This is a genomic window from Acinetobacter sp. 24-47-64, from assembly GCF_057737055.1.
The window spans coordinates 1,732,266-1,745,841 of sequence record NZ_CM173215.1 but is presented as its reverse complement, the minus strand read 5'-3'; the positions used below and the strand labels follow the sequence as shown (position 1 = coordinate 1,745,841).

14 protein-coding genes are annotated in these 13,576 nt (G+C 39.0%); 10 read left to right on the top strand and 4 right to left on the bottom strand.

What is annotated here, in order from left to right; genetic code table 11:
- Nucleotides 1-16: 16 nt before the first annotated feature.
- A complete protein-coding gene (locus AC1M85_RS08345; RefSeq protein WP_488212876.1) occupies nucleotides 17-1,804 on the bottom strand; it encodes an NACHT domain-containing protein in 1,788 nt (595 codons plus the stop codon).
- A 300-nt stretch (nucleotides 1,805-2,104) separates the two neighbouring features.
- Nucleotides 2,105-2,482, bottom strand: a complete 378-nt coding sequence (locus AC1M85_RS08340) for a winged helix-turn-helix transcriptional regulator (RefSeq protein ID WP_481592738.1) — start codon at nucleotides 2,480-2,482, stop codon at nucleotides 2,105-2,107.
- 128 nt (nucleotides 2,483-2,610) lie between these two features.
- Between AC1M85_RS08340 and AC1M85_RS08335 the strand changes: the two genes are divergently transcribed.
- The 10 genes from AC1M85_RS08335 to AC1M85_RS08290 all read left to right on the top strand — a co-directional run bounded on the left by AC1M85_RS08335 (nucleotide 2,611) and on the right by AC1M85_RS08290 (nucleotide 11,412).
- Complete coding sequence (locus AC1M85_RS08335) at nucleotides 2,611-3,468, top strand: SDR family oxidoreductase (protein ID WP_488212875.1); 858 nt, start codon at nucleotides 2,611-2,613, stop codon at nucleotides 3,466-3,468.
- A 41-nt stretch (nucleotides 3,469-3,509) separates the two neighbouring features.
- The gene (locus tag AC1M85_RS08330) at nucleotides 3,510-4,142 is read left to right on the top strand and encodes an NAD(P)H-dependent oxidoreductase (RefSeq protein WP_488212874.1); all 633 of its coding nucleotides are present in this window, start codon (nucleotides 3,510-3,512) and stop codon (nucleotides 4,140-4,142) included.
- 254 nt (nucleotides 4,143-4,396) lie between these two features.
- Nucleotides 4,397-4,522 (top strand): hypothetical protein, encoded by a 126-nt coding sequence (locus tag AC1M85_RS08325; protein ID WP_481589896.1) that lies wholly within the window; start codon nucleotides 4,397-4,399, stop codon nucleotides 4,520-4,522.
- Nucleotides 4,515-4,958 (top strand): CopG family ribbon-helix-helix protein, encoded by a 444-nt coding sequence (locus tag AC1M85_RS08320; protein WP_035263841.1) that lies wholly within the window; start codon nucleotides 4,515-4,517, stop codon nucleotides 4,956-4,958. The genes AC1M85_RS08325 and AC1M85_RS08320 overlap by 8 nt, the downstream gene beginning before the upstream one ends.
- Nucleotides 4,959-4,969: 11 nt before the next feature.
- Nucleotides 4,970-6,778 carry an allophanate hydrolase gene (gene atzF / locus AC1M85_RS08315; protein WP_488212873.1) on the top strand — a complete coding sequence of 603 codons (1,809 nt, stop codon included), beginning with the start codon at nucleotides 4,970-4,972 and terminating at the stop codon, nucleotides 6,776-6,778.
- Nucleotides 6,775-7,791, top strand: a complete 1,017-nt coding sequence (locus AC1M85_RS08310) for an ABC transporter substrate-binding protein (RefSeq protein ID WP_488212872.1) — start codon at nucleotides 6,775-6,777, stop codon at nucleotides 7,789-7,791. The genes atzF and AC1M85_RS08310 overlap by 4 nt, the downstream gene beginning before the upstream one ends.
- Nucleotides 7,792-8,098: 307 nt before the next feature.
- Nucleotides 8,099-8,311 carry a TIGR03643 family protein gene (locus AC1M85_RS08305; protein WP_051586492.1) on the top strand — a complete coding sequence of 71 codons (213 nt, stop codon included), beginning with the start codon at nucleotides 8,099-8,101 and terminating at the stop codon, nucleotides 8,309-8,311.
- Nucleotides 8,312-8,331: 20 nt separating this feature from the next.
- The gene (locus AC1M85_RS08300) at nucleotides 8,332-9,501 is read left to right on the top strand and encodes an efflux RND transporter periplasmic adaptor subunit (protein ID WP_035263863.1); all 1,170 of its coding nucleotides are present in this window, start codon (nucleotides 8,332-8,334) and stop codon (nucleotides 9,499-9,501) included.
- 2 nt (nucleotides 9,502-9,503) lie between these two features.
- Entirely contained in the window at nucleotides 9,504-10,715 is a 1,212-nt protein-coding gene (locus tag AC1M85_RS08295; RefSeq protein ID WP_488212871.1) for an ABC transporter permease, read from the top strand.
- On the top strand, nucleotides 10,708-11,412 hold the full coding sequence (locus AC1M85_RS08290) for an ABC transporter ATP-binding protein (RefSeq protein WP_481953087.1): 705 nt from the start codon (nucleotides 10,708-10,710) through the stop codon (nucleotides 11,410-11,412). Before AC1M85_RS08295 ends, AC1M85_RS08290 begins: the two co-directional genes overlap by 8 nt.
- 91 nt (nucleotides 11,413-11,503) lie before the next feature.
- On the opposite strand, the gene AC1M85_RS08285 is transcribed toward AC1M85_RS08290, so the two are convergent.
- Nucleotides 11,504-12,397, bottom strand: a complete 894-nt coding sequence (locus AC1M85_RS08285; protein ID WP_488212870.1) for an ABC transporter ATP-binding protein — start codon at nucleotides 12,395-12,397, stop codon at nucleotides 11,504-11,506.
- Nucleotides 12,397-13,341: an ABC transporter permease gene (locus AC1M85_RS08280; protein ID WP_488212869.1), complete on the bottom strand. Its 945-nt coding sequence runs from the start codon at nucleotides 13,339-13,341 to the stop codon at nucleotides 12,397-12,399. The genes AC1M85_RS08285 and AC1M85_RS08280 overlap by 1 nt, the downstream gene beginning before the upstream one ends.
- Nucleotides 13,342-13,576: the final 235 nt, after the last annotated feature.

The window sequence follows — 13,576 nt, the reverse complement described above, 5'->3', positions numbered from 1 at the left end:
TAAGGGCGGTTTCTTGTCAAAAATCTGCGAAATCATCTATAGTAATTTCATTTTCCTTTTGTTCTATTTGAAGCATTGCATTGTTGTAATCTATGAATATTTTCTTATATAACTCTCTAAAATCTTTATCATTATTTAGACGATTATGAAGTTTTTCAGTATTCATATTGTTTATATTTAGAGTAGGGTCTTCTATGCTAATCAATTTATAACTAAAATCGTAATTCCTTATCAGATAACTTACCATTTTCGTTATATATATAGAGTAAACGTAAAAGTATTCACTCAATTTTATAAAAACATCTTCATTAAAAATTATAACTTCTTTATCTTCTTGCAGACCAAGTTGGAAAAAATCTAAAAAATCCTTAGAAATTACTTCTTTGTCATTAAAATATATATTTTTTTTGTTGAATTCATTAAAGAAATTTAAAAAAATTTCTTTGATATAATATTTATTAAAATAATATTGGTTTAAATTTTTTAAAAAATTTAATATATTTATATTATTTATTTTAGGTATAATTTTTTCAGCATTTTCGGAGTTTAATTTACTTAAAAAGTATGCTACATAGTACTCAAATATACTTCTGTGAATAAAAGTATAGTTGAAACCATCTTTTATAATTAGGCATAAATACTTACAAAAGTCATCTAAGATTGTGGATGGATAAATGTTGATATTTAATTTATCTAATGCCGTTTCTAAAATAGAAATTATTTCTATTCTTTCAAAAGAAGTTTTATCTTTCTTATAGCATTCAAAGCAGAATCGTTCAAAAATTTTTTCTAACTTATCTTGTTGCAAGCCTGATGAACTTGTTCTGCTATAACCACCTTTTGTTCGATCATGTGTGGTCGCAACTACTTCAAAAATATTTTTATAGAAACTTGTAATATTTTCAGGTGGTGAAAAATCTACATTAAATTTCCTTACATATAATCCGATCATTAATGGTGTAGTTAAAAGATCTTGAATTTCAGGCGTACTATTCTCAATAGAATTAATCAGTGTTGTTTGAGCATCAGGATCAGATACCAATATATTAATTAGATTTTTTTGATCCTCGTGATCGTATGGATTTACTTGAACAACTTCAAAAAAATGCGAGAATTTAATTTCGTGGTCAGGTCTACTACTAACTATCAATTTCAGATCGGAATAATTGTTAGCTAAATGCTCAATAGAAGTGAGAGTATCACCTAAAAAATCTTTACTTATTTCATCAAAAGCATCAAGAAATAAGGAAACTTTTCCAGATTGAAGAATAAAATTTATTTGGTCATCAGTAACATTATTTGTCCATACCTTTATCTTTTCTTTAATCAATGTATTCAAGTTCTTTTCTTTAGAGATATTTTTTAGTTCGATAAATATAGGAATTCTAGAATTTTTAGCGACTTCTTGTAGTGCTAAATACCGCATTAAAATCGATTTTCCTTGACCAACCGTAGCTTCAATCAAAATACTATGTGCTGTAGAAATTTTATCTATAGAATGAATCCTACTAATACCTTGCTCTGTTGTAATTGACGGTAAATAGAAGAAAGTACTTAGCTCTACAGGTTTTTCTGCGCCTGTAAAAAGTGTTTTAACTAAGCCTATTTTTTCTACTGACTCTACAAGTTGTATGTTATTAACAGAAAATTTATCAAGTTTAAATCTTTTTTTGAACTCTTCTGTGAAGTATAGACTCGCACTTGTAGCTACACCATTTAAGATTGGTTTTAAGAAAGCTAAAGTTAAGGTAGTTGTTATAGGGTCAGCCATGTTTGAAATTTTATATTTGTTTATATTAATCATGATTATAACAGAAGAAACCGTAAAGGTAAGCCTAAATGACCTACGAGCTCGAGTTCACAAAAACCACGTCTACAAAGTTCGATAAGCTCAATCCAAAAAATGTGGAACAGTTTATTCGTAATATGATGCCATTTTAGACAATCCCAAGATTCCGAAAAATAAGCTCAGTGGATCGGTCGATTTGTACAATGTAAAACTCAGGTCAGCAGGCTATCGTTTGGTTTACCAAGTTATTGATGCAAAAATTGTGGTACTGGTCTTAGACTTAGACCGCCTTGATTCGATCAATAAAAAATATAATTACTTCAAACTCTCTTTATGCTCTTGTCCCCAAACCGCCATTTGCACCATCAACTTTTCTAGGCCACGACCTGATGGCGTCAGATCATACATTGAGGTCGTTTTACCCGTGGTTTCATCAAGAGACTCAATTTTTTCAACAACATTGTTCAATTCAAGTTCTTTGAGCTCTTTAGAAATCATTCTTGGTGTAATGCCTTGCAGCAGACGTTCAATCTCATTAAAACGGCGTGGCTGTTTAATCATGGTTGCAACAATCGCAAGTTTCCATTTGCCATTAATGACGTTCATGGCATTTTTAAGTGCCACAATAAACATCAAATTACATTGGTCATCCTCGCTTAATGTTTCTGCATTCTCTTTCATAAAATCAGCCATCTATCCTCCCATCTCGTCACAAAATTTAATCAAAGGAAATCCTAAATTCACTATACAACAGTATAGTGATCTCGTTTTTTAACTCGCCTATAAATTACATCATTGCAAAAATAATCCAAGGTTATTGAATGATTTTAGTTACTGGTGCTACTGGCCATTTAGGGCGAAGTGTAGTGCAACAATTAAAGCAACAGTTACAAAACAACGAATTTGCTGTATTGGCGAGAAACTTAGAAAAAGCCAAACCTTATGTCAATGAACATATTGAAGTACGTGAAGGAGATTTCAATCACCCTGAAAGTTTGATCAAAGCCTTTCAGGGTATCGACAAGTTACTTCTCATTTCAACGATGGAAATGAATCGCTTTGAACAACATAAGAATGTCATTGATACTGCGCGTGAAGCAGGTGTTCAACATGTGTATTACACAGGTTTATCCATTCAAAATATTGAAAATTCAGCAGTGAAGGATTTGATGATCAGTCATTTTCAAACTGAAGATTACCTCAAAGCAAGCGGACTGAAATATACACTCCTACGCAACACCATGTATGCAGAAGCGATTCCACAAATTATCGGTGAAGGAGTTATCGATACAGGCATCCAGCTCTCTGGAGGTGCGGGGAAAGTACCTTATGTGTTAAGAGCAGAGTTAGGAGAAGCAATAGCAAATACCTTAATTCAAAATGATCATGAGAATAAGGTCTATGAGTTAGTCGGCAGCCAAGCTTATAGCTATCAAGATATTGCTGATGAGCTAAGTCAACTCAAAACAATACCAGTGGAATATCACGATCTCACTGAAGAAGCCTATCAACAGTTGTTAAAAAGAATCGGTTTGCCCGAATTTCTGATCTATCTCACACATGGCACAGTCGTAGATATTAAACATCGACAGTATGAAGTTCAAAGCCAAGATTTAGAACAACTTTTAGGTCGTCCAAGCCAATCACTCAAATCAATGTTGGCGAGTTTATACGCTTAAAGAATTAAAAATATTCACATTTAAATATTATAGGTAAATACATGAAATTATTAGAAGCTTTACAGTGGCGTTATGCAACCAAACAAATGACTGGTGAAAAACTACCGCAAGAATTAGTCGATCAAATTCTTGAAGCTGCGCGTTTAGCACCGACCTCAGCGGGCTTACAACCGTTCCATATTATCTCGATCAGCAACCAAGAACTTAAAGAGAAAATTTCACCAGTTGCATTGAATCAACCGCAAATTACCCAGTCATCGCATCTTTTGGTATTTACGGCTTGGGATACGATTCCAGACGAGCGTATCGATGAACGCTATAACGCCATGAATAGTGAGCGTCATTTACCTTTAGATACGACCATGGATGTGGTGCAAAACTTAAAGAACCTGTTCTCGACGTTTACTGAAGAGCAGCAATACCACCATACTGCAAAACAAGCTCATATTGGTTTTGGTATGGCAATTGCGGCAGCAGCTGAGTTAGGTGTAGATGCAACACCAATGGAAGGTTTTGATAAAGACGGTCTGGATGAATTATTAGGTTTAAAAGAAAAAGGCTTAAAGTCTGTGGTGCTATTGGCATTAGGTCGCCGTAACCCAGAAAAAGATTGGTTAATTGGATTGAAGAAATTCCGTATTCCGCGTGAGGAGTTCGTCACTGATATTCAGTAAAGTATTTCATTAGAACAAGAAGACAAAATAATAACCATTCGAGTTGACCGTCTATCTCCAGAAAGGCGGTCTTTTTGCATTTCTGAACATTGAACAAATCAAGTGCACAATTTTGATTCATGCACATTTTTGAATCTTTCCGACGACTTTTTTTCTAGCTCTCTTTTATATATCTCAAGAAAAGTTTTGGCACGTTTTCTGCATTTACTAAGTATTACCAATTCTTTTTTTTGTAATACCTAGAGGTGCTGCAGATGACGACAAATCAAACCAAACAATCGAAGCATCCCATCCTTCAATTCTTCATTGAACTGATGAGTGTCCGTGCCGGTTTACACTTACAACAATCTCAAAAACCTAAGGAGCTCAAACGTGCCTAAACAGAAGCTGGCGCGGATCAGCATCACTTTACCTGAAAATACATTGCAGGCTATGGATCAAAAAATTGTAGATCAACATTATGAAAGCCGATCTCAAGCCATTGTTGACATGATTAACCACCATTTGATCAATGACCTTGTTAGCCGCAATGAAGTCATGGTCGGTACTTTAACCTTATTGTATGACGTCAGTTTAAAGCCATTAAGAACACAACTTATTGATTTACAGCAACAGTTTTTGACTCAGGTGATTAGTTCACTACATATCCAATTAGATGATGACAAAGTCATGCAGGTGATGTTGATGCAAGGGGTCAGCAGTGACCTAAAAGCCATCAGTGAGCAATTTAAAGCATTAAAAGGGGTAATTAAGGGGCATTTAGAGCTGATGGATGCAGTCATGCCACCTATTCCTCAAAATTCGGAACACGTATAAGGAGCACCGCCGTGCAGAAATTATGGACTATACAAGATTGGCAACAGGCTTATACAAATCAAACTATTCAGTTGAATGACTTAAAGCGTTATGTTGCTGAACTCTGCAATGATGATCACGCTTGGATTTCAATAGCCAGTGCAGAGCAAATACAGGCGCAGATTGATGCATTGGTCCATCAGGATATTGCTGATCTTCCGTTATATGGCGTGCCATTTGCTGTCAAAGACAATATTGATGTTGCTGGATTTTATACCACTGCGGCGTGCCCAGATGCGGTTTATTTAGCAACGCAAGATGCAACCGTAGTGGCTAAGCTTAAATCTGCTGGTGCAATCGTGGTGGGCAAGACCAATCTAGATCAATTTGCCACGGGATTGGTTGGCGTACGTTCACCCTATGGGGCAGTAAAAAACAGTTTCAATCCGGATTATATTAGCGGTGGATCAAGCTCTGGCTCAGCGGTTGCAGTAGCAAATGGGTGTGTACCATTCGCCCTCGGTACTGATACAGCAGGTTCTGGCAGAGTTCCCGCGGGTTTCAATAATATTGTCGGACTCAAACCAACCAAAGGCTGGTTTTCAGCCACGGGTTTAATCCCTGCATGTCGAAGTATTGATGTGATCTCAATTTTTGCAACTCAAGTAGAGGATGCTTGGACGGTAGCGCAATTGATGCAAGGTTATGATGCGACCGATGCTTATTCAAGACAGCATCCGAGAACAGTTCCGACACAATTTTCGAAGGGCAAGATTGCAATCCCAGATCACTTAGAATTTTATGGTGATACTCAAAGTGAGCAAGCATTTCAAACAGCCATTACTCGAATGAAATCGCTCGGATTTCAAGTTGAAGAGATTGATTTCACAGTATTTAATCAATTGGCTGCCGCATTGTATAACCGCTCATGGGTTGCGGAGCGTACGCATGCCGTCGAACACAAAGTTCGACGTGAGCAATGTCATCCGGTAATTAAGCAAATTATTGATCAAGCTGATCAATTCAATGCTGTAGACGTGATGCAAGATGAGTATCAGCGTGCAGAATGGGCTAGACAGATTAATCTTCAATTAGAAAATTATGATGCGTTGATGGTGCCAACAGCTCCTACGATTTATCGCATTGCAGATGTTGAAGCAGATCCGATCCAAAAGAATTCGCATATGGGGGCTTATACCAATTTTGTTAATTTTGCTGATTTATCAGCATTGGCACTCCCAAATGTCATCCGTGATGATGGTTTGCCAAGTGGTATCACTTTAGTTGCTGGCGCTTGGATGGATCAAGCTTTGGCACACTTCGGTCAGCAATGGCAAGCGACTTCAGGATTAAATTTAGCAACGTCAAAGCAAGGCTATCAAATTCATAAATCAATAGGATCTGAGCACACCATTAAATTAGCAGTGGTGGGAGCACATCTTACAGGCATGCCGCTGAATTTTCAGTTAACGAGCAGACAAGCCACCTTGGTTAAAAAAACGCGTACTGCGCCGTATTACAAACTATTTGCTTTAAAAAATACTCAGCCACCTAAGCCGGGGCTACAACGAGATACATCAGGTCATTCTATTGAAGTGGAAGTGTGGGATGTACCAAGAGCATTGTTCGGTGACATTGTTGCTGAAGTCCCAGCACCACTTGGTATTGGCAATGTCCAACTCATTGATGGAACATGGGTGAAAGGCTTTATATGTGAAAACCATGCTTTAGCAGATGCACTTGATATCAGTCACTTTGGTGGATGGCGTGATTATATTCAAGCCTCAAATTTTACCAATACTAAATTTAAGTGCACGAGCATTGGTGAGGTGGTGCAATGAAAACGATGGTATGGGGAGTCATTGGAACTGCACTGTTATTCGTGGGTTGTGATAAAACGGCAAAAATTCCAGAACCAAGTCAACATGCTCAAGCCGAAAAATCAATGCAACCGATTCGGATTGGTTACAGTGATTGGCCGGGATGGGTGGCATGGCAAGTTGCTATTGAGAAAGGGTGGTTTAAAGAAGCTGGATTAAACGTAGAGTTTAAATGGTTTGATTATTCAGCCTCTATGAATGCTTTTGCAGCAAACCAATTGGATGCGGTTTCTGTTTCACATGGGGATAATTTGGTCATCGCCTCAGGTGGAACGCGGGGCATTATGATTTTAGCAACTGATTATTCATCAGGGAATGATGTCATTCTTGCAAAAGAGGGCATTCATAGTGTGGCAGATCTTAAGGGTAAAACGATTGCAGTCGAAAAAGGGCTGGTCGATCATAATTTATTGAATACCGCACTTTCAGATCAAAATATATCAGCCAATGAAATCAAACTAATTAATGCAGCAACCAACGAATTACCCCAAGTGTTTAGCAGCCCAGATGTGGATGCCATTGCTGTATGGCAACCTGTAGCAAATCAAGCTTTAAAAAGCGTAGCTGGGTCCAAAATCATTTATAGTTCTCAAGATAAACCAGGATTAATCTATGATACGTTGACGGTAAATATGACGCATTTATCTAGGCATCAAGCAGAGTGGAAAAAAGTGCTAGAAGTATGGGATCGAACCGTCAAATATATTCAAGACCCTGTGACGAGAAGCGATGCTTTGATGATTATGTCTAAGCGTGTTGGTGTTGAACCTGAGCAATATGAACAATTTATTCAAGGCACACATTTGTTGGATCTTGAGGCAAATCAAAAGGTATTTAAACGCTCTTCAACTTTAGATTCTATTTATGGATCAACTTATCATGTCAATAAGTTTAATCTTGAAAATGGAGTTTATACGGTAAAACTAGATATTGATGGGCTGATTTATCCAAAATTCGTTGAATCATTTAAATAAAAAAAAGCCCAGTGCAGAGGGGCTTGCACTGGGCACAAAGTTGGACTGAATGATTGGTCGGTAGAGCAACAGAGTTGCCTACCTTGTATGTATTAAGAATAGATAAAAATGGAAAAACTAGGAAACGGATTAAAATCATAAAATCAATCGTTTTATACAATGAATGCGTTAGCGTGTATGAAGTGTCTATAAATCAACAAAAAATCACATATTTTTCACGAATGAACGCTTAACATCAACGTTTGATGCGAATGAAAAAGGATCATGTGCGTTGTATACAACAGCTGATATTTCCAGAATTATTGAAATGGCGTGGGAAGATCGGACACCCTTCGAAGCCATTCTGCTGGAATACGGATTAAACGAAAGTGCAGTCATTCGATTGATGCGACAACAATTAAAAAAAAGTAGTTTTGAAATGTGGCGTAAACGTGTTGCGGGGCGGAATACCAAGCATCTTCACAAGCGCTCACCAGATATTTTAAGAGCTTACTGTACTCGACAATATAAACCGAAGTAGGCCTATTGGGAGATAAAGCTTTGCGTATTTTAAAACAACGAAAATGGTGGATTCTCATTCTGCTCATTTCGATGGGTGGGATATATTTCATTTTCCGTTGGTGGCAAGGTCCTGTAGTCGAAACTTACCTAATCGAAGAAAAACCACTGATTCAAACAGTGGTCGCTTCAGGTCGTGCTGAAAATGTAGCACGTAGTGAAATTGGGAGTGAAATTTCGGGTGTGGTGATTGAGCGACGCGTGCAAGAAGGTCAACGAATAGCAGCAGGAGATGTACTGTTAATTATTCAATCTGATGATTTAAAAGCACAAGTCCGTGAAGCAGAAGTTGCGCTAGAGGAATTGCGGAAAATTCGCTATCCACAAGCGCAGGTTGAATTGAAAACGGCAGAATTCCAATTACAACAAGCCAGTCGCGAAGCAAGACGTCGTCAGCAAACGGAACCGGGAGTGCTTTCTGTAGAGGAAAAAGAACAAGCCTTAGAAGCTGAACGCTTAGCGAGAAATCAATTATCTGCGGCAAAACTGAAGGCGCAAAGCCTTGCTCCAGGTCAAGTGGAAGAAAAAACCTTAAGTGAAAGATTAAATGCACTACGTGCCCAATTGGCAAAAAGTGAAATTCGGGCACAAGTATCGGGTACGATCTTGACGCGTGAAGTCGAAAAAGGGGATGCGATTCAACCTGGAAAGGTGCTCTTTACAGTCGCAGTTGATAGTCCAACGCAAATTAAAGTGGCGGTGGATGAGCAAAATTTACCTTATCTGAAATTAGGTCAAAAAGCGGAAGTGATTGCAGATGCTTATCCAGAGCAAGCATTTCCAGCTGAAGTTAACTTTATTGCACCTAATATTGATCCTCAACGTGGTACGGTTGAAGTTAAATTGGCGGTGAACTCTGTACCCAATTTTTTGAAGCAAGATATGACGGTCTCAGTGAATGTCGAAACAGCACGTCGAAATAAAACCAAAGTAATAGCCAATGACGCGCTTATTGACCCTTCAACCACGCAAGCTGAAGTTATGGTGGTAAGAGAGGGCAAGGTCCAACGTCAATCTGTAAAATTAGGGTTGCGTGGGACTGCCATGTCTGAAATCTTATCAGGGTTGGATCACAATGATCAGGTCGTTATAAAACCTGATCAAGTAAAAGCGGATCAGCGTGTCAGAACTAAGCAGGTACAAGCACTTTGAAGATGAAGCGTTTATGGACCAATTGGCTCATTGCTGTTGGGTTTTTACGCGAGGGTCGCAGTCAAACACTGATGATTATTGGTGGTGTTGCTATTGGTGTTGCCGTTATTGTCTTTATTAGTGCATTAATTCAGGGGCTTCAGTCCAATTTGATTGAGCGTACGTTAGGAACTCAGGCACATATCAGTTTACATGCACCAGATGAGGTCAATCGCGTCGTTAAAGTGCCTGAGGGCGTAGCACATATCATCCATGAAGATCAAAGGGCTCAAAGACTCAAGTCGATCAATAACTGGCAAGAAGTTCTTGAAAATCTAGACAATATCAAGACGCTCAATGCCGTTTCTCCCATGGTTTCAGGACCTGCACTGGTAAAACGGGGAGAAGCGATTCAGTCAGTTGCGATTATGGGGATTGATTTACCACGTTATCAACGTATTGTACCTTTGCAAGAGTATCTAAAAACTGGTCAGCTTCGTTTAAAAGCAGATGATGTACTCATCGGAAGTGAGTTGGCCAGAGACCTTGGTGTGCGCGTAGGCAGTAAAATTCGCGTTGATAACGGTCAAGATATTAACGCCGTCATGAATGTAACGGGTATTTTTGAACTCGGGGTCAAAGAACTAGACTCACGCTATATGTATATCGATCTAAAGCGGGCACAGTCTTTATTGGGTTTGCCGGGTGGGGTTACCATTATTGATCTTCGTATTTCTGATATTTTCTCCGCAGATCAGGTCGCAACTCAAATTCATCGTCTCACTGGATTAAAAGCTGAAAGTTGGATTGAAAGTAATGCGCAATTGGTGAATGCGATTTCAGCGCAAAGTCTTTCAACCAATATGATTATTATATTTGTTGGAATATCTGTTGCATTTGCGATCGCCAGCGTACTCTCCATTACAGTGGTACAGCGTACACGTGAGATCGGAATCTTGCGTGCGACAGGTGCGAGCCGAGAACAAATTTTGATGATCTTTCTCATTCAAGGTGCGATTTTCGGCTTACTTGGTTCTATTGTTGGAATCCTGACCAGTTATGCATTGGTTTGGTCATTTAATGAATTTGGCCCAGGGTTATTCTACATTCCAATTTCACCTTATTTGATTGGATCCGCTTTATTACTTGCAACATTGAGCGGTTTAATTGCAGCGGCGATTCCTGCCCGTCGTGCAGCGCGTTTAGATCCTGTGGAGGCAATCCGTCATGTCTAATCATGATGAAGTACTACGTTTAGAGGCTTTGAAAAAGTCTTATAACATTGGACAACCCAATGAAATTGAAGTGCTGCATGGGATTGATTTTGCGATACATCGTCAAGATTTTGCTGCGTTAATTGGACCTTCAGGTTCAGGTAAAAGTACGTTATTAAATATTTTAGGTTTACTCGATCAACCCACCAGTGGTGAAATTTATTTACTTGGTCAACCAACCAGTCAAATGGAAGATCAACAAAGAACAGAATTGCGTGGGAAGAGCATAGGATTTGTGTTTCAGTTTCATCATTTGATTCAAGCGTTCACCGTTATTGAGAATGTTTTGATGCCTCTAATGTTGGTGCATGGTAAACCCAATCAGCAAGCTTTAGATCGAGCACATGATTTGTTAAAAGCGGTAGGATTGAGTCAATTTGCACAACGAAAAGCCAGTCAACTTTCTGGTGGGCAGCAACAACGTGTCGCAATCGCGAGAGCTTTAATCACTCAGCCTGCTTTACTCCTCGCTGATGAACCTACAGGTAATCTAGACAGTCAAACAGCGAGCGAAGTCTTTGAGCTGTTTCGTGAAGTAAACGAGCAACAAAATTGTGCGGTATTGTTAGTGACCCATGATCCACGATTATCCGCTACATGTGATCGAACCATTCAATTGGTAGATGGGCGAATTGAGCGTGATGAAATGAAGTCGTGATTAATCCAAGTCTGCATTTAAAATGGTGTGGTCAAAAGGATTGATGTTGCATGCTTTATCCTGACCGTTTGTGTGATCAGGATATAGCGCCTTATTTAGAATGACTGACCTTGGTCATTCTTGGAATTTTAGGTAAGTCGGCGAGTGCTGGATCAAGTTCATCTTCTTCAGCATGTACCAAAGCATCTACACGTTGTCTTAAATATTTAAATTTTTCAGTGAGCATCAATTCATGCTGACGTGGTCTTGGTAGATCAACCTCAATGATTTCCTTAATTTCGCCAAGATTGGCCTTCAATGCCACAATCCGATCGGCCAGTAAAATCGCCTCGTCCATATCGTGTGTCACAAAAATAATCGTGATATCGATATTGGCCCAAAGATCGATCAGATGCTTTTGCATTTTTTGACGCGTATGAGGATCTAAAGCTCCAAAGGGTTCATCCATTAAGAGAATTTTTGGCTGATTCACGAGCGCGCGAGCGATGGCAACGCGTTGTTTCATCCCTCCAGAAAGTTCATGAGGGTATTGCTGCTCAAATTTTTCAAGTCCGATAATGTTGATCCATTCGCGGGCTTGCGCCTCAGCTGTAGCATTGCTGGCACCTCGCATGAGTGGACCAAACATGACATTTTCTTTTACCGTTTTCCATGGAAACAGTGTGTAGCCTTGGAAAACCATGCCACGCTCTGGACTCGGTCCTGTGATGGTTTCACCGTCTACCAGTAATTCACCACTGGTATATGGATCAAGACCTGCCACAATACGGCTAAAGGTAGACTTACCGCATCCTGAAGGACCAATAACACAGATAAATTCACGTTTATGAATTTTTAAATCTAAAGCATTTAAAATGGTGCGCTCAGTTTTTCCGTGGCTAAATTTCTGGGTGAGATTTTTCGCTTCTAAAATGACGGGACGAGCGTAAATTTTGTCAAAGTAAGCGCGGGCATCAAAATCTGAGGGTTGAATTAGTGAAGACATTAGCGAGCTCCCGTTTTCCATTTAAATAAGTGCTGTCCAAGTTTCATTAAAATCACGTCGCAAATCAGACCAATCAAACCGATAATCAAAATTGCGGCAAAAACATTGTCAAAGTTTTGATAGCGAGCTTGTTGAGTGATGAACCACGTGATACCGGATGTACTTCCTATGAGTTCTGCAACGATTAAATAGGTCCAAGCCCAACCTAAAAGTACACGAAGGTTTCGATAAATTTCTGGGAGTGCAGCAGGGATGACCACATAAAATAAACTTTTGATTTTATTAGTTCCTAAGGTGAATCCAGCTTCAATAAGACTGCGGTCGACCAGACGGGTGGTATTGGCAATAATCAGAATTTGTTGGAACAAGGTACCAATCACAATAATGGCAATTTTAGGTGCGTCATTAATGCCCAAAATCGCAACAGCAAGAGCGCCAAAGGCTGGTGCAGGCAGATAGCGAAAGAACTCTACAAAAGGTTCAGTTAACTGAGAAATTTTATGAGAAAAACCGCAAAGAATACCCAAAGGAATCCCGATCAAAGAAGAAATAAAAAATGCGGTAAACACCAGTTTAATGCTGTGCCATAAACTTTCATGAAACCATGGTGCATTTGCTTGAGCGGGTGGCGTTGTAAATGCGGTCACTAAGGCTGTAGCGACTTCATCTGGTGCGGGTAGGTAAATGGGATTGACCAAAATTCCCCGAGGTGGTGGCAGTCCTTGATCGACTGCCAATTGCGCTTCAGCATAATAAACTTCTCTACTGACACGGCTATCGAATTGTAAAAATGTTGTGCTACCAGAATCTGTGATTTGAACTTGGGGATGCCAAATAAAAGGCAAATAACTCACTGCACACCAGATTAAAATTGGAATTAAAAACGATCCAAAACCAAGCAAAAATTTATGCTTTTGACTCAATTCTCGTGCAACATAGCTCATCGTTGCCACCTCAGTAATACAAAAAATAAAATTCGTATGATTAGGTTGCAAAATCGATGCCATTTTCGAAGCGTGCTTTAAAAGCGCTAAATTTTTAAGTTTTCATTCATTTTTCTTATGTACATTCTTTCAATATCAAGGTTTCGATCATCAAAATATGATGGAGAATTACAACTCTTCACTTGATGGTGATCACTATCACGTTTTAAATGCAGATAGAAAAGATGAGAGCCTG